This is a genomic window from Paenarthrobacter sp. YJN-5 (assembly GCF_015040095.1).
GTDB lineage: Bacteria > Actinomycetota > Actinomycetes > Actinomycetales > Micrococcaceae > Arthrobacter > Arthrobacter ureafaciens.
This window is the reverse complement of sequence record NZ_CP053544.1, coordinates 2,275,602-2,298,197: the sequence shown is the minus strand read 5'-3', so window position 1 is coordinate 2,298,197 and position 22,596 is coordinate 2,275,602. Positions and strand designations below refer to the sequence as shown.

Below are 22,596 nucleotides of genomic sequence, written 5' to 3'. Positions count from 1 at the left end.
GCCGCGACTTTAGTAACGTAGCAACCGTGTCCGCATCCCGTACTGAACGCCTCCTGAACCTGCTCCTGGCCCTGCTCAATACCAAGGTGGGGTTGAGCCGCGCCGTCCTGAGGGAGAAGGTGTACCGGGGTGCCGCAGACAATGACGCAGCCTTCGGCCGCATGTTCGAACGTGACAAGGTGGACCTCAAGCAGTTCGGTTTCGAGATCGAGACCCTGATGGACACCGGATTCGGCAATGACGATCCCGCCTCCACCCGGTACCGGATCGGCAAGGACTCCAACAGGCTCCCCGACGTGCACCTGACACCTGCGGAGGGAACGGTCCTCCTCCTCGCGGCCCAGCTCTGGGAGAGGGCGGCACTGGGCAAGGCGGCCGCAGATGCCGTGCGGAAGCTCCAGGCGGCAGGAGGCTTTAGCGAAGCGGAACTCCCTGCGGGCGTACAGCCGCGGATCAAGCCCGCGGGACAGGCCTTCGACGACGTCGTTGCCGCCATGCATGGCAGGCACCCCATCCGCTTCGGCTACCTGGCAGGAAGCACGAACAAGGAAGAAACCCGCGACGTCGAACCGTGGGGACTCGGCAGCAGGTTCGGCCAGTGGTACCTCGTGGGGTTCGACCTGGGCCGCGGAGCCAAGCGGTTCTACCGGCTCTCCAGGATGACCACGGCGGTCACCGTGCTCACCAACCATTCCTTTGACCCGCCGGCTGGCTTTGATGCCCGGGCCGAATTAGATTCCCTGCGCGAACTTCCCCTGCGGACGGCCACGCTCGACGTCACGCCCGGCCGGGTCCTCGCCCTGCGCCAGCGCGCCACGGCCGTCACCGAGGGCGCAGGCACCGGACGGGACCTGTTGTCGGTGCCCTTCCGCGACCCGGAACAATTCGCCGAGGAACTCGCCTCCTACGGCCCCCACGTGGCAGTGAGGGAGCCAGCAGACCTGCGCACCGCCGTCGTGCGTCGGCTGGAAGCAGCAGCAGCCTTCAACGCCGCCCCTCCGGTTCCGGTGTCCTTCCCGGACGCTGCGCCCGCCACACGGGCCCGCAAGAGGACATCCGAGGACCAACTGGCCAGGATGCTGCAGCTCGTTCCTTTCCTGGTCCACCACCAGGGACTGCATATCCAGGAGGTGGCGGACCACTTCGGGATCACGCGGAAGGCCCTCATCGACGACCTGAAGATCCTCATCTGTTCGGGACTTCCTGAGGGGTACCCCGACGACTTGTTGGACATCCAGTGGGAGAACGACCACGTCTACATCACCGAACACCTGGACTTGAGCCGCCCGGTCCGTTTCAGCGAGGAAGAAGCAGCAGCGCTGCTGACCGGCCTCGCCATGTTGGGCGACCTCCCTGCGCTGGCGGGACTGCCGGACGGTGACGCCGGAAGCGCCTTGGAATCGGTGACCATCAAGCTTGCCGGCGCAGCCGGGGACGCGGCGAGGCTGGCCGGTTCGGTGGCCGGGGCGTCCGTGGCCCCGCAGCAATCCCAGGCATTTGCCGCCATTTCGCAGGCCTTGCGGGACGGAAGCCAACTGCGCTTGAGGTATCTGTCCCCGCAACGCGACGAGGTCAGCGAACGCGATGTGGACCCACTGAGACTCTTTTCCATGGACAACACGTGGTATTTCGAGGCGTATTGCCACAGCAAGTCCGGGATCCGGAACTTCCGGCTGGATCGGATTGAATCGCTCGAGCCCAACGGCCGGCCTGTTTCAATGGCAAGCACACCGGAGACCGACGTCCCGGCCAGGCTTTTTACTCCGGGCGACGACGACGCGGTGGTGGTGCTCCAGCTGACCCGCCAGGGAGCGGGCCTGGCCGATGACTACTACGCCGAACGCACGGCACCAATGCCCGACGGCGGTTTGCTCGCCGAGGTCAGGTTCGGCAGCACGGACTGGTTGCCCATGTTCGTGGCCCAGCATGGGGGATCGGCACGGATCATCGATCCCCTGCAGCTCAGGGACGAGGCCCAGGCCTGGCTTCTGGCGGCCCTAAGGCAGTACAGCGGTCCGTCGTCGGTGCAATCCCAGGAAGCTGGCTAGAATACTCAGATGCCTTGGTGGTTTTGGATCCTTTTATGGATTGCTCTGATAGCACTGTCCCTGCTGCTTCATCTGACGTTGGGGTACCGCTTGTTCCGGAAGTTCATGGCCACCGTCCGCGAATTGGGGGAGGCCGGAAGGCGCTTCGGTACGCTGCCGAAAACAACGGAAAGCAACACTTTGGTGTCGGCAGCGGAAGCGACCGGGGAACGGCCTGCACCGGGGTCCGCGGTTTTTGCCTCCCCGGAACAGATGCGTCATGATTACGTGACGGCCAAGGCCGCCCGGCGGGAACTTCGCCGCCTCAAGCGCGTCCAGCGCAAAGCCGATCGTGGGCAACCCCAGTCCTTGCACGACATAGAATTCAGATAGACGTAGGATGTATCCAAAAGGAAAGGACCTCCACACATGAGGCTTGAAGGCTGGCATCTCATCATCATCATCGTCTTGGCCCTGGTGCTTTTTGCCGCGCCCAAGCTGCCCTCCATGGCACGCAGCATCGGACAGTCGATGCGCATTTTCAAGTCCGAGGTCCGGGAGATGAAGAAGGACGGTGCATCCGAAACAAAGGACACCCAGGCTTCTTCCGACGCCGTCGAAGGCAGGGTTGTGGACCACCCGGACGCAAAGGCTAAGAACAACGGCGAAACGGACGTTCCGCCCTCCAACCGCGTCTAAAGAGAAGTGGTACAGACGAAGGGGCGCAAAGCCAATCCCGAAGCCAGGATGGCGCTGCTTGACCATTTGAAAGAGCTTAAGAACCGGCTCTTCAAGGCAGCCATTGGCGTCATTCTGGGCACTGTGGTGGGCTTCATCATCTACCAGCCCCTCCTCGAGGCCCTGATCAAGCCCATCAAGGACCTCAACGAGAAAGAGGGCCGCGCGGCCACCCTCAACTTCGACGGCGTGGCAAGCTCCTTTGACCTCATGGTCCAGGTGTCGGTGTTCCTCGGCGTGCTCGTTTCGAGCCCGGTCTGGATCTATCAACTATGGGCATTCATCGTTCCGGGCCTGCACAAGAAGGAACGGAACCTGGCGTTGTCCTTCGTGGCAGCGGCCGTTCCGCTGTTCATTGGCGGCGTGTTGCTGGCATGGCTGGTCTTGCCGAATGCGGTACGCGTCCTCACGGATTTCACCCCGTCCGGTGCCTCGAACTTCATCAGCGCCGAAATCTATTTGGCCTTCGTCCTGCGGCTGCTGCTCGCCTTCGGAATCGCTTTCCTTGTCCCCGTGGTCCTGGTCGGCCTGAACCTTGCGGGAATCGTCAAAGGCAAGCAACTGGTCAAAAGCTGGCGCATCACGATCTTCCTGGTGTGCCTGTTCGCAGCCATGGCCGCGCCCGGAGCCGACGCCATGAGCATGTTCTACCTCGCAGCTCCCATGCTTCTTCTCTTCTTTGCAGCCATCGGGGTCTGCCTGTGGAACGACCGCCGGCGTGAACGCCGGGCCATTAAGCGTGCTGCTGAGACGGAAGCCACGGCAGATATTGCCACCCCGGCGACCGATCTGGAGAATCTGTAGACACCGGGCTACTAGGCTTGAGGCATGTCCTCGATTTCCGGCCCACCATCGCCATCGGACCGCTACCGTGCGGCCGCCAACCGGACAGCGGAAGCCAAGACCTACCTGGGCTCCTTCGCACGCACCCTCGACTTTGAACTGGATGACTTCCAGCGCGAGGCGTGCCGTTCCCTCCAGGAAGGGCGGGGAGTCCTGGTCGCGGCTCCCACCGGTGCGGGTAAAACGATCGTCGGCGAGTTTGCCATCTACTTGGCGCTCCAGCGTGGGCTCAAGGCGTTCTACACCACGCCCATCAAGGCACTGAGCAACCAGAAGTTCACCGAACTGAGCGCCAAGTATGGAGCACCCAACGTCGGGTTGCTCACGGGCGATACCACCATCAACGGTGATGCTCCCGTGGTGGTCATGACCACCGAAGTCCTGCGGAACATGCTGTACGCCGATTCCGAAACCCTGGGCGACTTGGGCTTCGTAGTCATGGACGAGGTCCACTACTTGGCTGACCGTTTCCGCGGAGCCGTGTGGGAAGAAGTAATCATCCACCTTCCAAGCGAGGTCCAGGTGGCTTCCTTGAGCGCCACGGTCTCCAATGCCGAAGAGTTCGGGGCCTGGCTGGACACGGTGCGCGGCGATACCGACGTCATCGTGTCCGAGCACCGTCCCGTGCCGTTGTGGCAGCACGTGATGGTGGGACGCGAAATTGTGGACCTCTTCGCTGGGGACACCACCTTCGACGAGATTGCTCCGGCCCTTCCGGATACGGAAGTTCCCGATCTTGGCGAAGCGGAGGAAACCTCGGCGTCGGAATCGAGGGCCGTCTCCGGGAAGTCGGCCAAGCGTGCTGTGGAAGCCACCGTCCGCCACGCCGTGACCGGGCCTGAGTTCGAGGTCAATCCGGACCTCCTTGCCATGGCCCGTTCCGAGAGCCGGATGAATGTGAACGCCCGCTACTCGCACGGCGGGAGGAGCCGCCGTCGCCAGGACCGGCAGCGTGAGGAACGGCAGACCGCACAGCGCAGCCCTGTCCGCCGGGCCAGCAGGCCCCAGGTCATTGACAGCCTGAACCGCCAGGGTCTCCTGCCCGCCATCACTTTCATTTTTTCGCGGGCCGGCTGTGACGCCGCCGTGGCCCAGTGTGCTGCCTCCGGGCTCTGGCTGACCACTGAACGTGAGCAGCAGATCATTGCCCAGCGCGTTGACGAAGCCAGCCACGAAATCCCCGCCGACGACCTCGATGTCCTGGGCTTCTGGGGTTGGCGGGACGGCCTCATCCGGGGTTTCGCCGCACATCACGCCGGCATGCTGCCCACCTTCAAGGAAGTGGTGGAAAAGCTCTTCTCGGACGGCCTTGTCAAAGCTGTCTTCGCGACGGAGACCCTGGCGCTGGGGGTTAACATGCCCGCGCGCTGTGTTGTGTTGGAGAAGCTGGAGAAGTTCAACGGCGAAGCACACGTCAACATCACGGCGGGGGAGTACACCCAGCTCACAGGCCGCGCCGGACGCCGCGGGATCGACGTGGAGGGCCACGCGGTGGTCCTTTGGCAACCAGGCACCGATCCCGCAGCGGTGGCCGGTCTCGCGTCGCGGCGTACCTATCCGCTGAACTCCAGCTTCCGGCCCACCTACAACATGAGCATCAACCTCATCGCCCAGTTCGGCCGGGTCCGTGCACGCGAAATTCTTGAATCGTCCTTCGCGCAGTTCCAGGCCGATCGCTCGGTGGTGGGGCTGGCCCGCCAGGTCCGCGGGCGGGAAGAGTCCCTGGCCGGCTACGCGAAAGCCATGGAGTGCCATCTGGGCGACTTCAGCGAATACTCGAAGCTTCGCCGCGAACTGAGCGATGCCGAGCAGCACGCGGCCCGCGACCACCAGCGCGCGCGACGTTCCAGGGTGTCCGATTCCCTGACGCGTCTCATTCCGGGGGACGTCATCAGCGTCTCCGGTGGCAGGCTGGCAGGTTACGCCGTCGTCCTTGAAGTAGACCCCAACGCCCGCGAACCGCGTCCGTCGGTCCTGACCGCGGACAATCAACTGCGGCGGCTCGGCGTCCATGACATCGACGCGCCGGTGTCTGCCGTGACGCGCATCCGGATCCCCAAGTCGTTCAACGCCAAGGTTCCCAAGTCGCGCCGCGACCTGGCCGCCTCCATGCGGAACGCGGTCAACGGCGACTCTTCGCGGCAGCGGCGCAACAGCCGGCACGAAGACTTTGGCCTGGGTTCGCGCGCACAGGACCAGGAACGGAAGATCGCGGAAATCCGGCGTGCCCTCAGGGCGCATCCGTGCCACGGGTGCAGCGACCGTGAGGACCATGCCAGGTGGTCCGAGCGCTGGTGGAAACTCCGGAAGGAAACCGACGGACTGGTACGCCAGATCCAAGGCAGGACCAACACCATCGCCAAGACTTTCGACCGCGTGTGCGACGTCCTGTCGACCTACGGTTACCTGGACACGCACGACGACGGCCGGGTCACCATCAGTGCCGACGGCCAACGCCTCCGCCGGATTTACGGCGAGAAGGACCTGCTCATTTCGCAATCGATCCGGCAGGGTGCCATCAACGACCTCGATGCCGCCGAGCTCGCGTCCCTGGCCAGCACCCTTGTCTACCAGGCCAAGCGTGAAGACCGCGGCCTGCGGCCCAGGATGCCGTCCGTTTCGCTGGAAACAGCAGTAGACATCGTCATCCGCGAATGGTCCAGGCTCGAAGATACGGAGGAACAAAACCGGCTGCCATTGACCGCTGAGCCCGAGCTGGGCCTCATGTGGCCGATGTACAAGTGGGCCAAGGGGCGCCACCTCCAGGAGGTCCTCAGCGGGACCGACCTCGCAGCCGGGGACTTTGTCCGGTGGGCAAAGCAGGTAGTGGACCTGCTGGACCAGTTGGCAAAGATTCCGCAGCTCGACTCCCGGCTCGCACGCATTTGCCGCGAGTCCATAGACCTGGTCCGCCGCGGGGTAGTGGCGTACTCGACTGTTGCCTGAGACAACCCGAAACGCCTGCCATCACGGAACACACCCTGCAGTGCCAGAACACTCTGCAATGCCAGAACAGCAAGGAGCTTAGCGAATGAACCAGCTTGGCGTGCCCGCCGGCAACACACCCGACCGCAAGGTCACCCTGTACCGCAACGGCTCCATCTACACGGCGGCCGACCCCTTTGCCACCGCCATGGTGGTGGATGGAGACACGGTTGCCTGGGTTGGTTCAGAGCAGGCCGCGACGTCCATCGCCGATGCAAACATGGAGATCATAGACCTCCACGGAGCGCTGCTCGCCCCGGGATTCGTGGACTCGCATGTGCACTTGACCGAGACGGGAATTGCGCTCGAAGGGCTCGCGCTCGATTCGGTGCGCTCAGCGCGGGAACTCCTGGATGCGGTCGCTGCGGCCCCCGGGACCGACCCGGTTCTGGGACATGGCTGGGATGAGTCAACCTGGGGAGACCGGACCCTGCCTACCCTCGAGGAACTGGACAGGGCATCGGGTGGCAGGTCCGTTTACTTGTCCCGGATCGATGTGCACTCAGCATTGGTGTCCTCTTCCCTCGCAGAGGCGGCAGGACTGCGCGGACTCGACGGTTTCCAAGGCACTGCACACGTCCTGCGGACGGCCCACGCAGCTGCAAGGATCCACGCGCGGACATTCGATGACGGCACCCGCCGGACCTACCAGGAAAAGGCCCTGGCAGAGGCCGCGAAGAACGGCTACGTCGCGCTGGCGGAGATGGCCGCACCCCATATCTGCGGCCCGGAAGACCTTCGGCTTGCAGCGTCATGGAACGCCTCCGGCGTACATCCCCTTGTTCTGCCGTACTGGGGTGAGCTGGCCACCTCAGCTGATGAGGGGCGGCAGATCCTGGACAGCCTGGGCACCGAGGTGCTTGGCCTCGCCGGGGACTTGAACATGGACGGCTCCCTTGGTTCGCGGACCGCGGCTTTGAGCGCTGACTACTCCGACGCCGAAGGCAACAGCGGAAACCTCTACCATTCCGTGGAAGAAGCCGCCCAACACCTTGCCGCTTGCTCAATGTTGGGAATCCAAGGCGGATTCCATGTCATTGGTGATGCCGGACTGGCCGCCGTGCTGGATGCCTTGGATGCAGCCGCGTCAGAGGTCGGCGAACAGCGCGTCAGGGCAGCCGGCCACCGCCTGGAACACGTGGAACTCGCAGATGCGGCCGCCATTGAACGCCTCGCCAAGCACTCCGTTACCGTCAGCGTTCAGCCTGGCTTCGATGCCGCATGGGGCAAGCACGGCGGGCTGTACGAACAGCGGCTGGGTGAACGCAGCCGGGCAATGAACCCCTTCGCCTCCTTCTATGCCAACGGGGTACCCATTACCTTCGGCAGCGACAGCCCGGTAACCCCGCTCCGCCCGTGGTCAAGCATCCGCGCCTGCCTGGAACACAGCAACCCGGAACAGCGGATCTCGGCCAGGGCAGCCTTCCTGGGGCATACCCGCGCGGGCTGGCGTGCCACCAAGCACCGGAATCCGCTCATGGGGCAACTGGTCCCGGGCGCCCCCGCGAGCTTCGCGGTATGGGAGGTGGAGGAGCTCATGGTTCAGGTAGCGGACACCCGTGTGCAGTCATGGAGCACCGATCCGAGGGCGCGTACTCCCTTGCTTCCGGCACTGGATACGGGCACCGATCCTGTGTGTCTCCAGACGGTGCGGGAAGGCCGGGAACTCTTTGCCCACGAGTCCCTTCGTGCCTGATTGCCCGTAACCTGGTTCAGTTCCCTGTGCCTTGATGTGCGCGGCGCCACAAAGGCAGGGAGCTTCAGAACCGTCACCCTATAATGGAGAGTTGCGCCAGAACGCCAGCACCTACGCTGGTCCGGCACACCGACCGCTCCATCAAGGAAAGGCCTCTTCTTGCGTGTCCTGACGATCATCCCTACCTACAACGAGCTGGAATCGCTCCCGAAGACACTGGGCCGCCTGCGTGCAGCAGTTCCGGAATCCGACGTCCTCGTGGTGGACGACAACAGCCCGGACGGAACGGGGCAACTCGCGGACGGCATCGCCGCCGAGGACAGCCAGGTCCATGTCCTGCACCGCAAGGGCAAGGAAGGCTTGGGTGCTGCCTACATCGCCGGTTTCAAGTGGGGCCTCGCGGCTGGTTATGACGTCTTGGTGGAAATGGATGCCGACGGTTCCCATAAGCCTGAGCAGTTGCCGTTGCTGTTGGATGCTGTCAAGGACGGCGCCGACCTCGCCATGGGTTCACGGTGGGTTCCCGGCGGCAGCGTCGTCAACTGGCCGCTGTACCGGCAGGCGATTTCGCGGATCGGCAGCACCTACGCCCGACTCATGCTCGGAGTGAAGATCAAGGACGTGACCGGGGGCTACCGGGCCTTCCGCCGGACCACCTTGGAGGCACTGAAGCTGGATGAAGTCGAGTCGGTCGGCTATGGCTTCCAGGTTGACCTTGCGTGGCGTGTGGCCAAGCTGGGCCTGCGCATTGAGGAGCGCCCCATTACGTTCGTTGAGCGTGAATTGGGCGCCTCGAAGATGAGTGGAAACATCGTGGTGGAGGCCATGATCAACGTCACCAAGTGGGGCCTCGCTGCCCGCTGGGCGAAACTCACCGGAAAGAAAGCCGGCGTCACCAAGTAGGCGGAAGTTTCTGATACCAAAAAGTCCGGGTCCGGTTCCGAAAGGAACCAGACCCGGACTTTTCGCTGTGGGCTTCGGTTACGCCGAACGACGCTCGCCGCGACGTTCGCGGAGGATGTTCAAACGATCCTCAAGAATCTGCTCCAGCTCAGGAAGGCTGCGGCGTTCCAGCAACATGTCCCAGTGGGTACGCACGGCTTTCTCGTTCGCATCGACAGGACGTTCGCCGTCCACCAGCAACGCTTCCTTGCCGGTCTTGGAAACCCAAACAGGGGGAATCTCGGCCTCGGCGGAGAAAGTCACGAAGACCTGCTCGCCGTCCTCGCAACGGTACTCGACCCGCTGGCGCGGTGCCGGTTCTACACCGGATTCGGTTTCCATGCTTTGGGCGCCAAGACGCATGCCCCGCAAGCTGCGATCGCTCATGATTACTCCCTCTGTCTGTTCGCAGGGCCATCAACCCCGCGCTAGCCGCAGGCCGGCACATCGTTCGCCTGCGGACTACTTCTGCACACCTTGCATCACATATTGCAACGCCTGGCCAAGCTTTTATGTTCCATCCGCGCTGAACAGCCGGACAAATATCTCATTATACGCCGCGCAGGGCATCGGCCCGAACACAGCGCAGCAAAAAGGGAGCAGCCGGCGCTTGACCGGCTGCTCCCTTTGTTCAGTTGCTACTCGGCAGGCCGTCCCTGCTCAGCAGTTTCCGGCTGGCTGGACGCACCCGAACCGCCGAAGAGCCCCTGGACGGGGGAGTCTCCGTTGGCCCCACCCAGTGCGCCTCCGATGCCCTTAAGGGCCTCGCCCACTTCGCTGGGAATGATCCACAGTTTGTTGGACGTACCCTCTGCCAGCTTCGGGAGGGTCTGTAGGTACTGGTAGGCCAGGAGTTTCTGGTCCGGGTTTCCCTTGTGAATGGCATCAAAGACCTTCTGGATGGCTTGGGCTTCACCGTCGGCGCGCAGGATAGCCGCTTTGGCGTCACCTTCGGCCGCAAGGATTGCTGCCTGCCGTTGACCCTCGGCTGTCAGGATCTGGGACTGCTTGGTGCCTTCCGCAGTGAGGATCGCGGCGCGGCGGTCACGTTCGGCCCGCATCTGCTTCTCCATCGAATCCTGGATGGAGTGGGGCGGATCGATGGCCTTCAGCTCAACCCGCGAGACCCGGATGCCCCAGCGGCCCGTGGCTTCGTCCAGTACTCCGCGGAGTTGGCCGTTGATCTGGTCGCGGGAAGTCAGGGCTTCTTCGAGGTTAAGCCCGCCCACGACGTTACGGAGCGTTGTGGTGGTGAGCTGTTCCACGGCCTGGATGTAGTTGGCGATCTCGTACGTGGCAGCCCGAGGGTCCGTCACCTGGAAATAGACCACGGTGTCGATGGAGACCACGAGGTTGTCTTCGGTGATGACCGGCTGCGGCGGGAAGGAGACCACTTGTTCGCGGAGGTCGAGCAGCGGCAGGAGCCGGTCGACAAAAGGAATCAGGATGGTGAGTCCCGGGTTGAGCGTCCGCTGGTACTTGCCGAGCCTTTCAACGACGCCGGCGCGCGCTTGCGGGATGATCCTCACCGAACGGACCAACACGATGATGACAAAAATAACGAGAACAATCAGCACAATTGCTGCCGCTGTTCCTCCCAGGCCGTCCATACATCTCCTTCATTCCCCAATTGAGTGGTTTGGTGCGGCGACGAGGGGCAGGCAACGGCCGCCCGTCGGCAAAAGTGCGTAGTCAGTGCGGGCTGTCTCCGGCAGTGGAGGCCACTACCGCCGTCGCGCCGTCGATCTTGGTCACCTGAACTGTGGCGCCGGCGTCGAGCGTTCCCGAAGTGCTGCGGGCAGTCCACACGTCGCCCCCGATCTTGACCAAACCGCTGGTTCCGTTGACGGCTTCGATGACGACGGCGGACTGTCCAATAAGGCGGTCAATGTTTGTCCGTTGTTCTGCGGGCCCTTTACGGAGGTGCTTCAGCGCAACGGGGCGGACGAAGGCGATCATCAGCAGGGAAACGACGCTGAAAATAACGATCTGCAGCCAGAAATCGGCACCGGCGAAGTCGGCGATCAGGCCGGCAAGCGCTCCGCCGCCCAGCATGATGAAGAAGAGGTCGAGGGTGAGCATTTCCACCACTGCGAAAGCGAGGAAGACGGTGAGCCATAATGCCCACCAGTTCTCGCCGAGCCATTCGAACATCGGTTCCCCCTTGGTCCCGGACTCCGGAGACGGAATCAATCGCGCTGTTATTCCATCCTAGCCCGAGGCGGAGGCCCACGTCAGGACGGCATGTCGCCCAATGTGAAGACTCTGATGCTGAACTTCGCGGTGGTGGATACCGGTCCGCCTGCGAGTGCTTGTTCGGCAAGCTCCACGGGGTCGCGGTGGTGTCCCGCGGGCCCCATGAACGCAAGGTCTGCCAACGCACCGGGGTCCAAAGTGAGCGGTATGTCCAGGTCCTCGGAATGTTCCAGGCTGAAGTGACCGCCGAGCGAGCCGGCGAGCCGTTCCTCTTTGTCCTGCTGGATGGAAAGCATGCCCGTACGCCCGGCAGCTTCGGCGAGGTGCCCCTGCCGCGGGGTGACAATGACCAGGCGTCCTCCCGGGCGGAGGATGCGGGCGAATTCGGCAGCATTGCGTGGAGCAAAGACCACGAGGATGACGTCCACGGAAGCGTCAGCCACGGGAAGCGGCCGCCAAATGTCCCAGACGATGTTGGCAACCTGCGGATTCACCCGGGCAGCACGCCTGAGGGCGAATTTGGAGATGTCCAAGCCAATGGCGTCCACTGACCGTTTCTGAAGGACGGCATGCAGGTAATGGCCGGTACCGGTCCCGGCATCGAGCACCAGCGCGTCGGGGCGATCGAGGAACTGTGCTGCAAGGTCGGCCACGGCGTTGGAAAGTGGCGCATAGTGCCCGCCGTCAAGGAAGCGCTGCCGGGCCGAAACCATGTCCGCAGTGTCGGCTTCGAACACAGTGCCCTTGCCGGTCAGGAGGTTGAAGTAACCCTGCTTGGCGGCGTCGAAAGCGTGGCCGGAGGCGCAGAGCAAACCCCGTACCTGCCCAACGCCGGTTTGGAAGCCCGCCCCGCACACAGGGCAACGAAGCACAGCGATGGCATCCTCAAGCATGGGTTCAATCCTACGGGGACGGAGTGTCCGGCCCGCGCCTGTGACGGGGGACGGCTAGGCTCACCAACGTGAAACCCGAACAGCTGCCCTTGGTGAACTCCGTCTCCGCCCCTGCGATCCACCCGGACGGGTCAAGGGCCGTGGTGTCAGTCAGCAGGCCCGATTTCGACGGCGACGCGTACGTTGGACAGTTGTGGACGGTTCCGCTGGACACCACAAAACACCCGCGACGCATTACGCGGGGATTCCATGACACGGCGCCCGCTTTCTCTCCGGACGGCCTCGTCCTGGCGTTCCTTCGGCGCGAACCGGACGGCAAACCACAGCTCTTCGTCGTGGAGTCGGCCGGCGGTGAACCGCAGCGCATCACCGACGTTCACTCCGGCGTCGAAAGTTTCACCTGGGCGCCGGATTCACACAGGGTGGTTTACACCGCCCGGGTCCCGGAGGCGGGACGCTACGGAACGGTCGACGGCGTCACCTCCGGACGTGAGGACGCGCGGCTTATCCGCGCCAAGCAATACAGGCTCAACGGCATCGGGTACCTTGCCGACCATCGGAAGCACTTGTTCCTGGTGGAAGTGCCGGAACTTGGGGGTGAGCCTGCAGTCCAACCGACAGGGCGCGCTGCCCGTGAGTTGGCGCCGGGAACGTTCACCGGCATTCCCTATTCCAAGCAGCTCACCTTCGGGGACGCCGACCACGATTCACCGTGCTTTTCGGCCCACGGCGAGTCCATCTATTTCGTCGCATCATTGCACGAAGGGCGCGACGACGATCTGGTCCGCTCCATTTATCGCCTGAACGCCGCGGGAGGGGAGCCGCAGCCGGTATTGCCGGCAGACGTCACCAAACGGACTGTCACGGCGATCAAGCCTTCGATGAACGGTCAATGGATCTTCTTCACCGCGCAGGACCTGGGCGAAACGGGCCTGGATTTCGTAGCCCGCAACTCAGTCCTGTACGTCATGCCGACCGACGGGGGAGAGGCACGTGCGCTTACGGACACGGAATTTCTGGATGTTTCCGGCCCGCTGGAGCAGGGAGGCGCAGAGAGCGTCCTGGTCCTGAACACGGCGCTCGGATCCGTCGAATTACTCAGGGTCCCGGCCGACGGCCCCATCGAACCCCTCGTACACGGGGCGAGGGTAGTGCTTGGCGCAACAATGGCCGCCAACGGAGAAATCGCCCTCACGTTCACGGATGCGTCTACCGCTGGAGACGTGGCATCCCTGGAACGGGACGAGTTGCGTCTCCTGACAGACTTCTCGGCGGAACTGCGCAACAACTCCCGGCTGTCCGAGCCCCTGGAAGTGGAGGCAACCTCGGCTGACGGTTATCCCGTGCAAGGCTGGGTGGTCCTCCCTGACGGGCCGGGACCCCATCCCGTACTGCTGAACATTCACGGCGGACCCTTCGCCCAGTACACAGGCGCATTCTTCGACGAGGCCCAGGTGTATGCGGCCGCCGGTTACGCGGTAGCGATGTGCAACCCCCGAGGCTCCGCAGGCTGCGGCCAGACGCACGGACGAGCCATCCGCGCGCACATGGGCAGCTTGGACATGCAGGACGTCCTGGCCTTCGTGGACGCAGCAACGAAGGAATTTCCGGCCTTGGATGCCGAACGCCTGGGCATCATGGGCGGATCCTACGGCGGTTACCTCACGGCATGGACCATCGCGCACGACCACCGCTTCAAGGGCGCGATCGTGGAGCGCGGTTTTCTGGACCCAGTAAGCTTCACCGGTTCGGCGGACATCGGTTGGTACTTCAGCCAGGAGTACCTGGGCACCTCAGAAGAACAGTTGATTGCCCAAAGCCCCATGGCGGTGGTCGGGACTGTGAGAACTCCCGTCATGGTCATCCACAGCGAAAACGACCTCCGCTGCCCGCTGGAACAGGGCCAGCGGTATTTCGCCAAACTTCAGGCCCAGGGGGTTGATACGGAACTCCTGGTCTTCCCCGGCGAGGACCACGAGCTCTCGCGGTCCGGAACGCCGCACCACCGCAGGCAACGGTTTGACCACATCCTCGCGTGGTGGGCGCGGTACCTTCCTACCCCGAAGAACCGTCCTTCTCCGGAAAGCGACCCGGACCGCCACACCGCCTCTGACCGCTAAGACCCTGACCGCTGGGCCGACGGAGCAGGGGTTCCGTTGTCCTGGTCCGGCAGGAACCCCAAAGTATGCCTGGCTTCATCGATTCCCGGCTGCGCCCAACGCGCAGAGTGCTCGGCGTTACTGGATAGCGAACGCAACTCTGCCCGATCAAGGTACAACGTTCCGTCCAGATGGTCCGTTTCATGCTGGGCGATCCTGGCCTGCCAGCCGGAGAGCAGTTGTCGGTTCGGCTGCCCTTCCGGTGTCAGGTACGTGAATTCGATCTGCTTGTGCCTGGAGACGACGGCTTGGTACCCGCTGACGGACAAACACCCTTCATAGAAGGAAGCCGTCTCCGTCCCCACGGGCCGATAGCGGGGGTTCAGTACAGCAAGGAACTCGAGCGGCTCCCTGTCCCGGGCAGCCGACGACGCCGGGTCGATGGTGTATTGGTCCTCCAGGACAGCCACCCTCAGGGGAATACCGAGTTGCGGCGCAGCAAGGCCAACACCGGGTGCAGCGTGCATGACCTCACGCATCCTGGCTATGAAAGCTCCAAGTTCGGCGGCGTCGAGCTGGCCATCGAAGGGAGCTGCCAGCTGCCGGAGAACGGGGTGGCCGGCCTGGACGATTGGAGGCATGGCCTCAGCGTCCAGAATGCGGCGGACGGCGTCCCTGATCCGGACAGGAGTGAAATCAGTGGCAGGGGCTGTTGCACCCGAATCGGAAAGATGGGTCATGGGTCGAGCATACGGGCACGTGGGATAGGCTCGTGACGATGAGCAGCGATACCAACCCTTTGGATGTAGTACTGGGCTTCGTTCGGACAGTCGAAGCAGGCGGTGGCTCCGCCGACATCGAGCCGTTTCTCACCGAGGACTTCACCTTGACGGAGTGGCCTCACGCCTTATCCAAGAACGGTTCCACTCGAACGCTGCAGGAGACTTTGTCCGGGGCCGACGACAGTAAATCCATTGTCTCCGACCAACGCTTCGAGGTTGTGCGCAGCACCACTGAGGGAAACCGCGTGGTGCTGGAAATGAACTGGTCCGCTACTCTGTTGCTCGACTTGCCGCACTGGGATGCCGGTGAAAGGATCCGTGCGCGGAGCACCGCAGTGTTCGAACTGCGCGATGGACGCATCGCCAGCCAGGACACCTACGACTGCTACTACACGCAGCCGGAGCAGTAACGGAACGCGACCGACGTAGGTCAAACACCCGGGCACGGCCTGTCGCTACCGCATGGTGAAGCGGCGCTCCACAAGTTCGGTGACAGGACCCAGCTGCAAGGCGCGGGCAAAAGCCGCATTCCTGGCAGCCATGACGGCCGGCGGCAGCGGCCTTCCCAAAGCCATGTTCAGTCCGGCTTGGCGCGAGGCCCTTATCGCGGCACGACGCCGGTCCTTCTCAACGAGCCGGAGCCTGCCTCCTACATCCTGGCCAGCCATGGACGCGTCCATGAGAGGCACCACAGCGGCTGCATCCAGCCATCCCAGGTTCATCCCCTGGCCGCCGATCGGGCTGATCTCATGCGCCGCGTCGCCCAGGAGGACAATACGGCCGTGCACCATGCGGGGAGCCAGGCGCGCCCGCACGTCAAAGGCACTGAGCATGCTGTTGGAACTTTCATCCGGGAACACGCCCGTCCTGGCCCCCACCAGCGTTGCCAGGCCATCCGCCGTCGGGGTGTTGGCCGGGGACCCCAGACGCACCACCCATCGGCGGACGCCGCCGGGCAGGGGAAAGGATTCGACGATGCCGTCGGGCTCCAGGTACAGGACTGCTGCGGGGCCGTGTCCCGTATCATCCGCGAAATCGCCCATCAGGTAGCTGTCCGGATAACCCTTTGAATGAAGGCACGGCAGCAGCCGCTCACGGAAGTACGAGTGGGCACCATCGGCTGCCACCACAAGGCGTGCCCGCATTTCCACAGCGCCTTCCGGCGACTCCGCAACAACGGTGACTCCACCGCCGTCGTCCGTGGCGTCCACCACCCTTGCCCCACGCACGACGGCGGCCGGGTCCAGTGCGGCGACCGCTTCTTCCAGGGTCCGCTCCGTTACGGGCTGCGGAACGGCCAGGATGAAGGGAAAATCGGGATCACTGCGGAAGGGCAGCTCGGCAACGCGTTTGCCCCTGCTGTACGCCAGGCCTGTATCGATCCGGACCCCCTCGGCAAGCAGGGAGTCCGCAATCCCGGCCCGATCCAGTGCCCGCAAGGCCGGCGGATGGATCCCTATGGCCCGGGAACGGTTGCTCCTGCCGGCGCGTCGTTCAAGGATCCGCACGGACCGGCCGCGCTGAAGGAGCAGCAAGCCCGTGAACAACCCAACGGGGCCGGCGCCAACCACCACCACATCAGGCCCGGCCGTCACAGTGGTTCATCCCGTCGATACACAAGGAAGTGGTGCCAGGGCCCGTTGCCTTCCACTGTCCACCGGGCCGGCGCTGCGTTCCGCAATTCCGGGGCTGTGTAGCTCCGGGCGATGGAGATCAGCCCGTCGCCGCAGATAAAGGAGCCCAGGCCCAGAGGCCAGAAGCCGGCGGCGAACAGCGCATAGGAGAGGTTGCTGCGCTTGAGGTCATTGTGCAGGACGATGCCGGAGGACAGCGCTTCGGAATCACGGAGCATGCCGGCCAGTTGCTCCGGATTCAGGTGATGAAGCACGTGGTTGGACAGGACGACGTCGAATGCCAGCCCTTCGGCCACCAGTTCGGAGGTATGGGTACGCCGGTAGCTGACGCCCTTCACGGCAGGAGCCCGGACTGCGAAACCGTATGCCCGTTCGTCCGGGTCTATGCCGGTCACCTGCAATTCAAAGCCGTCCTTCGCGGCCCAACGGGCCAGGCTGCGGGCAACATCTCCACCACCGCAACCCACGTCAAGCACCGTGGCCGAACCGCGTGTTTCCAGGATCGGCCGCAGCCGCTCCTGGTAAGTCCGGCGCCAGCCCGAGAGCAGGTAGTTCACCACCGGAAACCGGGCATAGCTTCGGTTGAGCCTTTGCAGGTCGCAGTCAGGGCGGTCCATGTCCTCGACGGCGTGGGGGTCCCTTTCCCGCAGCGGCCCCCAAGGGCTCACAGGTCGGGGGAGACCAGCGTAAAGAGCCCCGTCTCCACGGTGAGGCCCGGGCCGAATGCCATGGAGCATATGCGTTCTTCCCGTTCGGCGGCGCGGCGGTTGAGCATGTGCTTGAGCACGAAGAGGACTGTGGCGCTGCTCATATTGCCGTATTCGCGCAAGGTTTCGCGGGCAGGCACGAGCTGCTCGGGAGTCAATTCAAGCTTGGATTCCACCTTGTCCAAAATGCTGCGGCCGCCGGGGTGGATGGCCCAGTGCGTGATGTCCCGGTAGGGCTTCTCCCGGAGGCCGGGTTCCTTGACCAGCAGCGGTTCGAGAGCTCCGGTGATGTGCTCCTCGATGATGTGCGGAACGTAAGTGCCGAGGACCATTTCGAATCCTTCATCCCCGATGTTCCAGGCCATGGCTTCTTCGCCTACAGGCGTGAGGACGGTTTCAAAGTGGTCCAGCCTGATGACCGGTTCCGGGCCTTCGGGCTCCCGTGCGGTGACGATCGTTGCCGCCGCTCCGTCTCCGAAGATCGCAGAACCCATGATTGTGTCCGGATCGTTGGAAGTCCTGACATGCAGTGAACAAAGTTCAGCGCAGATGACCAGGACCACCGCTTCCGGGTCCGAGAGGCAGAACTGCCTGGCGGCGCGCAGGGCAGGGAAGGCGGCGTAGCATCCCATGAATCCCAGGTGGTAGCGCTGGACAGAAGGCTGAAGTCCCAGGGCGCGGACCACTTTGTAGTCGGGGCCCGGGTTGAAGAAGCCCGTGCAGGAAACTGTGATGACGTGGGTGATGTCCTCCAACCCGAGCCCTGGCGCACCGGCGACGGCTGCCTTCCCGGCCTCGATGAACAGCTTGGTCGCTTCGGTCGCAAAGATCTCGTTCCGCACCTTGGTGCTGGGGCTGAGGACACGGTTGCTGGCGGGATCGAAAAACTTCGGATTCTCCGGATGCGCGTCAAGGCTCAGTTCCGCTACGGCGGTGTACCGGGTGTCAATGGCAGCTGAGTCGAAACAGGTGGAGACCAAACGCGACCCGAGCCGCGTGAGGCCCGGTTGAGCTGCGAAAACGTCGCGGGCTTGGGACTGGACGAGGATAGTTGGCGGAACTGCGGTTTCCAGGGACCTCATGTATACCGGCATGCTTCATTCTTAGCGAGGATCGTCGGGAAGACAATGGCGCATCTCCGCCTGCTCCTTCATGGGCAGCTCCACCGCGGCCCATTACTCTGGAACTATCGTTGCCGCTACGGCGCCAACGAACGAGAATCGGACGTAGCCGCCAGGGCCGTCCGGCACGGGGACAGGTGACGCCGACGGGGGACTGTTGGGCAGCGCCGCCTACAGATGGAGAAACCATGAGCATAGCCGCGGGCACGGACACGGAACCGCAAACGCCGCACGTCGCTGACAGCCACGACCTCATCCGGGTGCAAGGTGCGAGGGAAAACAACCTGAAGGACATCAGCCTGGAGATCCCAAAGCGACGGCTGACGGTGTTCACGGGAGTTTCGGGGTCCGGCAAGAGTTCGCTCGTGTTCGGCACTATTGCGGCCGAATCGCAGCGCATGATCAACGAGACTTACAGCGCCTTCGTGCAAGGGTTCATGCCTTCCCTGTCGCGTCCGGACGTGGATGTCCTGGAAGGGCTGACGACGGCGATCATCGTGGACCAGGAGCGGATGGGATCCAATCCCAGGTCCACGGTGGGGACGGCCACCGACGCCAATGCCATGCTTCGAATCCTGTTCAGCCGCCTGGGCGAGCCGCACATCGGATCGCCCAATGCGTACTCGTTCAATGTCCCTACAGTCAAAGCCAGCGGGGCAATCACTGTGGACCGCGGGGAGGGCAAGACCAAAACCGAGAAGGCTACCTTCAACCGTTTGGGCGGCATGTGCTCCCGCTGCGAAGGCATGGGCTCGGTCAGCGACTTCGACCTGACGGCACTCTATGACGCAACAAAGTCGCTCAGCGAAGGCGCCCTCACGGTCCCCGGCTACAGCATGGACGGCTGGTACGGGCGCATCTTCAGCGGAACCGGTTACTTCAATATGGACAAGCCGATCGCCAAGTTCACCAAGAAGGAGCTGCACGACCTCCTTTACCGCGAGCCCACCAAAGTGAAGGTTGAGGGCATCAACCTCACCTATGAGGGACTCATCCCCAAGATCCAGAAGTCGATGCTGTCCAAGGACGTCGACGCGCTGCAACCCCATGTCCGCGCCTTCGTTGAACGGGCTATTACCTTCACTACCTGCCCCGAATGTGAAGGGACGCGCCTCAGCGCGGAGGCACGTTCGTCCAAGATCCAGGGCAAGAGCATTGCCGATGTCTGCAAAATGCAGATCAGCGACCTGGCCCAGTGGATCCGCGGGCTTGAAGAGCCGTCCGTGGCGCCCCTGCTGAAAGGGCTGCAGCATCTGATGGATTCTTTCACCGGGATCGGTCTTGGCTACCTGTCCCTTGACCGGCCAGCCGGCACATTGTCCGGGGGAGAAGCCCAACGGACCAAAATGATCAGGCACCTCGGTTCATCATTGACCGATGTCACGTATGTCTTTGACGAACCAACCATTGGGCTGCATCCGCACGATATTGAGCGAATGAATCAGTTGTTGCTCCAGTTGCGGGACAAGGGCAACACGGTCCTGGTGGTTGAGCACAAACCTGAAACCATTGCGATCGCTGACCATGTGGTGGACCTCGGTCCCGGCGCCGGAACCGGCGGAGGCATGGTGTGCTTCGAGGGTGATCTGGCTGGCCTGCGGGGGAGTGACACCATCACGGGGCGCCATCTCGACGACCGCGCGCCCATTAAGGCGGATCTCCGGTCAGCTACCGGCCAGCTCGAGGTCCGGGGAGCATCGACGAATAACCTGCAGAACGTCGACGTCGATATTCCTCTGGGCGTCCTGTGCGTCCTCACGGGCGTTGCCGGTTCCGGCAAGAGTTCACTGATCCACGGTTCAGTGGCCAAGCGTGACGGCGTGATAGTTATCGACCAGGGCGCCATCCGCGGTTCACGGCGCAGCAACCCCGCAACCTACACAGGGCTGCTGGAACCGATCCGAAAAGCTTTCGCCAAAGCCAACGGCGTGAAACCAGCCTTGTTCAGTTCCAATTCGGAAGGCGCCTGCCCCACCTGCAACGGTGCGGGTGTCATCTACACCGACCTCGGCGTCATGGCGACGGTGGAATCCACGTGCGAAGAGTGCGAAGGCAAACGCTTCCTGGCATCGGTTCTGGAGTTCACGCTGGGCGGCCGCAATATTGCAGAAGTGCTTGCAATGTCTGTCGAGCAGGCGGAGAAGTTTTTCTCCGAAGGCGATGCACGCACGCCTGCTGCGCATAAGATCCTCGATCGGCTTGCCGACGTCGGGCTCGGTTACCTCACGCTGGGCCAGCCTCTGACAACGCTCTCCGGCGGCGAACGCCAGCGGCTGAAGCTGGCCACCCAGATGGCCGAGAAGGGCGAAATCTACATCCTGGACGAGCCCACCACAGGCCTGCACCTGGCCGACGTCCAGAACCTTCTGGGCATGCTGGACCGGTTGGTGGATTCCGGCAAGTCGGTCATCGTCATCGAGCACCACCAGGCAGTTATGGCCCATGCGGACTGGATCATCGACTTGGGCCCCGGGGCAGGGCACGACGGCGGACGCATAGTCTTCGCCGGCACGCCGGCTGAGCTGGTGTCGGGCAAGGATACGCTGACGGGCAAACACCTCGCAGCCTACGTAGGGGCCTGACAACGGCAGCACCATGGGATGCCGTTGGTTGCGCCGGGGACCCGAATCAGGATGTTCGGGCCCCCGGGCCGGCCGCTAGAAACCTTCGACGGCGTGAGGCACGTAATTCTCTTCCAGCCTGCGCATTTCGTCATCGCTCAGTTCAAGATCGACTCCGCGAACAGCATCCTCGAGATGGTTCGGCTTGGTGGCACCGATGATGGGGGAGGAGACCCCCGGACGATGCAGGAGCCACGCCAACGCAACCTGGGAGCGGCTCGCCCCACGTTCCTCGGCGATGGCACCTACCTGGTCGGCTATCTTGCGATCCTCCGACTCAAACTGCTGGTAGAGGACCTGGGCAAGCGGATCGGACTTGATGCGTTCGCTGCCGACATCCCAAGGGCGCGCAAGCTTCCCGCGTGCAAGTGGGCTCCACGGAAGCAGTCCAACGCCTTGGTCCACACAGAACGGGTGCAGTTCGCGTTCGTCTTCGCGGGTCAACAAGTTGTACTGGGACTGCATGGAGATGAACTGCGTCCACCCGTTGAGCTTGGCCGTGTACTGGAGCTTGGCAAACTGCCACGCCCACATTGACGAGGCTCCGATATAGCGCGCTTTGCCCGATTTCACTACATCGTGCAAGGCCTCAAGGGTTTCTTCAATTGGCACGGCCGGATCGAACCGGTGAATTTGGTAGAGGTCCACATAATCGGTGCCGAGCCGCCTCAGGCTGGCATCGATCTGCTCCATGATGTGCCCGCGGGACAGTCCGCCGCCGTTCGGGCCGGGACGCATGGTTCCATGGACCTTGGTGGCAACGACGACTTCCTCGCGTTTGGCGAAGTCTTTCAGTGCCCGACCCAGGATTTCTTCACTGCTGCCAATCGAATAGATGTTGGCCGTGTCGAAGGTCGTGATGCCGAGCTCAAGGGCATTTTTGATGAAGCTGCGGCTTTCTTCTTCCGGCAACGTCCACCCATGGTTGCCACGGTCAGCATCGCCGTAGCTCATGCAGCCGAGGGTCACGGCGGAGACTTCGAGTCCGCTGGTGCCAATTTTCCTGTACTTCAAATGACGTTCACCTCTGGTTGAATGCCGGTTCGTGGGACGTTGGTGGCCGTTGCATCCGGCAAGTCCGAGCCTCGCGGTGCGGGACCACGCTGCCCCCATTCAACCCGAGGATCCCTGCAAACCCGGGAACGCAGGCCCGGGTGTTTGCTATATCTCTCGGACCCCTTCTGCCCACCCTGTTTAAACGCCGATAATCTACATTATGTAAAGTAATAGTCTGCGTATCTCATCAGATGAATCAATACGTCCGATCCCCTGTCCCTGCCTGGGCCTGCCGCATCGGCCCGTAGTTCCGCGG

Annotated in this window: 19 protein-coding genes; 10 read left to right on the top strand and 9 right to left on the bottom strand. The window is 63.2% G+C overall.

Annotated elements, in window-relative coordinates:
- Positions 1-26: 26 nt before the first annotated feature.
- From HMI59_RS10945 to HMI59_RS10920, 7 genes are all read left to right on the top strand, one after another.
- Positions 27-2,048 (top strand): YafY family protein, encoded by a 2,022-nt coding sequence (locus tag HMI59_RS10945; RefSeq protein ID WP_166184336.1) that lies wholly within the window; start codon positions 27-29, stop codon positions 2,046-2,048.
- 9 nt (positions 2,049-2,057) lie between these two features.
- Positions 2,058-2,420: a hypothetical protein gene (locus tag HMI59_RS25670; RefSeq protein WP_166184338.1), complete on the top strand. Its 363-nt coding sequence runs from the start codon at positions 2,058-2,060 to the stop codon at positions 2,418-2,420.
- Positions 2,421-2,456: 36 nt separating this feature from the next.
- Positions 2,457-2,726: a Sec-independent protein translocase subunit TatA gene (gene tatA / locus HMI59_RS10940; RefSeq protein WP_021470499.1), complete on the top strand. Its 270-nt coding sequence runs from the start codon at positions 2,457-2,459 to the stop codon at positions 2,724-2,726.
- A gap of 6 nt (positions 2,727-2,732) precedes the next feature.
- Positions 2,733-3,569 (top strand): twin-arginine translocase subunit TatC, encoded by an 837-nt coding sequence (tatC, locus tag HMI59_RS10935; RefSeq protein WP_043426327.1) that lies wholly within the window; start codon positions 2,733-2,735, stop codon positions 3,567-3,569.
- A gap of 24 nt (positions 3,570-3,593) precedes the next feature.
- Positions 3,594-6,554 carry an RNA helicase gene (locus HMI59_RS10930; RefSeq protein ID WP_193591331.1) on the top strand — a complete coding sequence of 987 codons (2,961 nt, stop codon included), beginning with the start codon at positions 3,594-3,596 and terminating at the stop codon, positions 6,552-6,554.
- An 85-nt stretch (positions 6,555-6,639) separates the two neighbouring features.
- Complete coding sequence (locus HMI59_RS10925) at positions 6,640-8,289, top strand: amidohydrolase (protein ID WP_193591330.1); 1,650 nt, start codon at positions 6,640-6,642, stop codon at positions 8,287-8,289.
- Between the two features lie 159 nt (positions 8,290-8,448).
- Positions 8,449-9,192, top strand: a complete 744-nt coding sequence (locus HMI59_RS10920) for a polyprenol monophosphomannose synthase (RefSeq protein WP_021470503.1) — start codon at positions 8,449-8,451, stop codon at positions 9,190-9,192.
- Positions 9,193-9,270: 78 nt separating this feature from the next.
- On the opposite strand, the gene HMI59_RS10915 is transcribed toward HMI59_RS10920, so the two are convergent.
- The 4 genes from HMI59_RS10915 to HMI59_RS10900 form a co-directional block, all read right to left on the bottom strand.
- Positions 9,271-9,618, bottom strand: a complete 348-nt coding sequence (locus tag HMI59_RS10915) for an RNA polymerase-binding protein RbpA (RefSeq protein ID WP_021470504.1) — start codon at positions 9,616-9,618, stop codon at positions 9,271-9,273.
- A 251-nt stretch (positions 9,619-9,869) separates the two neighbouring features.
- Complete coding sequence (locus HMI59_RS10910; protein ID WP_166184343.1) at positions 9,870-10,841, bottom strand: SPFH domain-containing protein; 972 nt, start codon at positions 10,839-10,841, stop codon at positions 9,870-9,872.
- An 82-nt stretch (positions 10,842-10,923) separates the two neighbouring features.
- Positions 10,924-11,385: an NfeD family protein gene (locus HMI59_RS10905; RefSeq protein ID WP_031215946.1), complete on the bottom strand. Its 462-nt coding sequence runs from the start codon at positions 11,383-11,385 to the stop codon at positions 10,924-10,926.
- An 80-nt stretch (positions 11,386-11,465) separates the two neighbouring features.
- Positions 11,466-12,320, bottom strand: a complete 855-nt coding sequence (locus tag HMI59_RS10900; RefSeq protein WP_193591329.1) for a methyltransferase domain-containing protein — start codon at positions 12,318-12,320, stop codon at positions 11,466-11,468.
- A gap of 68 nt (positions 12,321-12,388) precedes the next feature.
- Between HMI59_RS10900 and HMI59_RS10895 the strand changes: the two genes are divergently transcribed.
- Positions 12,389-14,440: a S9 family peptidase gene (locus HMI59_RS10895; RefSeq protein WP_193591328.1), complete on the top strand. Its 2,052-nt coding sequence runs from the start codon at positions 12,389-12,391 to the stop codon at positions 14,438-14,440.
- Here the strand turns inward: HMI59_RS10895 and HMI59_RS10890 are convergent.
- The gene (locus tag HMI59_RS10890) at positions 14,437-15,159 is read right to left on the bottom strand and encodes a peptide deformylase (RefSeq protein WP_193591327.1); all 723 of its coding nucleotides are present in this window, start codon (positions 15,157-15,159) and stop codon (positions 14,437-14,439) included. The genes HMI59_RS10895 and HMI59_RS10890 overlap by 4 nt on opposite strands.
- Positions 15,160-15,197: 38 nt before the next feature.
- On the opposite strand from HMI59_RS10890, the gene HMI59_RS10885 reads away from it, so the two are divergent.
- Positions 15,198-15,611 carry a nuclear transport factor 2 family protein gene (locus HMI59_RS10885; RefSeq protein WP_166184351.1) on the top strand — a complete coding sequence of 138 codons (414 nt, stop codon included), beginning with the start codon at positions 15,198-15,200 and terminating at the stop codon, positions 15,609-15,611.
- Between the two features lie 45 nt (positions 15,612-15,656).
- On the opposite strand, the gene HMI59_RS10880 is transcribed toward HMI59_RS10885, so the two are convergent.
- From HMI59_RS10880 to HMI59_RS10870, 3 genes are read right to left on the bottom strand one after another with little or no spacing between them, the layout of a single operon-like run.
- Positions 15,657-16,796 (bottom strand): NAD(P)/FAD-dependent oxidoreductase, encoded by a 1,140-nt coding sequence (locus HMI59_RS10880; protein ID WP_193591326.1) that lies wholly within the window; start codon positions 16,794-16,796, stop codon positions 15,657-15,659.
- The gene (locus tag HMI59_RS10875; protein WP_193591325.1) at positions 16,793-17,503 is read right to left on the bottom strand and encodes a class I SAM-dependent methyltransferase; all 711 of its coding nucleotides are present in this window, start codon (positions 17,501-17,503) and stop codon (positions 16,793-16,795) included. The genes HMI59_RS10880 and HMI59_RS10875 overlap by 4 nt, the downstream gene beginning before the upstream one ends.
- Positions 17,500-18,636: a type III polyketide synthase gene (locus HMI59_RS10870; protein WP_193591324.1), complete on the bottom strand. Its 1,137-nt coding sequence runs from the start codon at positions 18,634-18,636 to the stop codon at positions 17,500-17,502. The genes HMI59_RS10875 and HMI59_RS10870 overlap by 4 nt, the downstream gene beginning before the upstream one ends.
- 215 nt (positions 18,637-18,851) lie before the next feature.
- Between HMI59_RS10870 and HMI59_RS10865 the strand changes: the two genes are divergently transcribed.
- Positions 18,852-21,245 carry an excinuclease ABC subunit UvrA gene (locus HMI59_RS10865; RefSeq protein WP_193591323.1) on the top strand — a complete coding sequence of 798 codons (2,394 nt, stop codon included), beginning with the start codon at positions 18,852-18,854 and terminating at the stop codon, positions 21,243-21,245.
- A gap of 75 nt (positions 21,246-21,320) precedes the next feature.
- Here HMI59_RS10865 and HMI59_RS10860 read toward each other — a convergent pair whose 3' ends face one another.
- Positions 21,321-22,298, bottom strand: a complete 978-nt coding sequence (locus HMI59_RS10860; protein ID WP_166184359.1) for an aldo/keto reductase — start codon at positions 22,296-22,298, stop codon at positions 21,321-21,323.
- Between the last annotated feature and the right edge of the window lie 298 nt (positions 22,299-22,596).

What these genes read in the sequence shown, in the direction of transcription:
- tatA (WP_021470499.1), top strand. Translation starts at nt 2,457, where the DNA reads ATGAGGCTTGAAGGCTGGCATCTCATCATCATCATCGTCTTGGCCCTG.
- HMI59_RS10925 (WP_193591330.1), top strand. Translation starts at nt 6,640, where the DNA reads ATGAACCAGCTTGGCGTGCCCGCCGGCAACACACCCGACCGCAAGGTC.
- HMI59_RS10910 (WP_166184343.1), bottom strand. Translation starts at nt 10,841, where the DNA reads ATGGACGGCCTGGGAGGAACAGCGGCAGCAATTGTGCTGATTGTTCTC.
- HMI59_RS10930 (WP_193591331.1), top strand. Translation starts at nt 3,594, where the DNA reads ATGTCCTCGATTTCCGGCCCACCATCGCCATCGGACCGCTACCGTGCG.
- HMI59_RS10865 (WP_193591323.1), top strand. Translation starts at nt 18,852, where the DNA reads ATGAGCATAGCCGCGGGCACGGACACGGAACCGCAAACGCCGCACGTC.
- HMI59_RS10870 (WP_193591324.1), bottom strand. Translation starts at nt 18,636, where the DNA reads ATGCCGGTATACATGAGGTCCCTGGAAACCGCAGTTCCGCCAACTATC.
- HMI59_RS10885 (WP_166184351.1), top strand. Translation starts at nt 15,198, where the DNA reads ATGAGCAGCGATACCAACCCTTTGGATGTAGTACTGGGCTTCGTTCGG.
- HMI59_RS10915 (WP_021470504.1), bottom strand. Translation starts at nt 9,618, where the DNA reads ATGAGCGATCGCAGCTTGCGGGGCATGCGTCTTGGCGCCCAAAGCATG.
- HMI59_RS25670 (WP_166184338.1), top strand. Translation starts at nt 2,058, where the DNA reads ATGCCTTGGTGGTTTTGGATCCTTTTATGGATTGCTCTGATAGCACTG.
- HMI59_RS10905 (WP_031215946.1), bottom strand. Translation starts at nt 11,385, where the DNA reads ATGTTCGAATGGCTCGGCGAGAACTGGTGGGCATTATGGCTCACCGTC.
- HMI59_RS10890 (WP_193591327.1), bottom strand. Translation starts at nt 15,159, where the DNA reads ATGACCCATCTTTCCGATTCGGGTGCAACAGCCCCTGCCACTGATTTC.
- HMI59_RS10900 (WP_193591329.1), bottom strand. Translation starts at nt 12,320, where the DNA reads ATGCTTGAGGATGCCATCGCTGTGCTTCGTTGCCCTGTGTGCGGGGCG.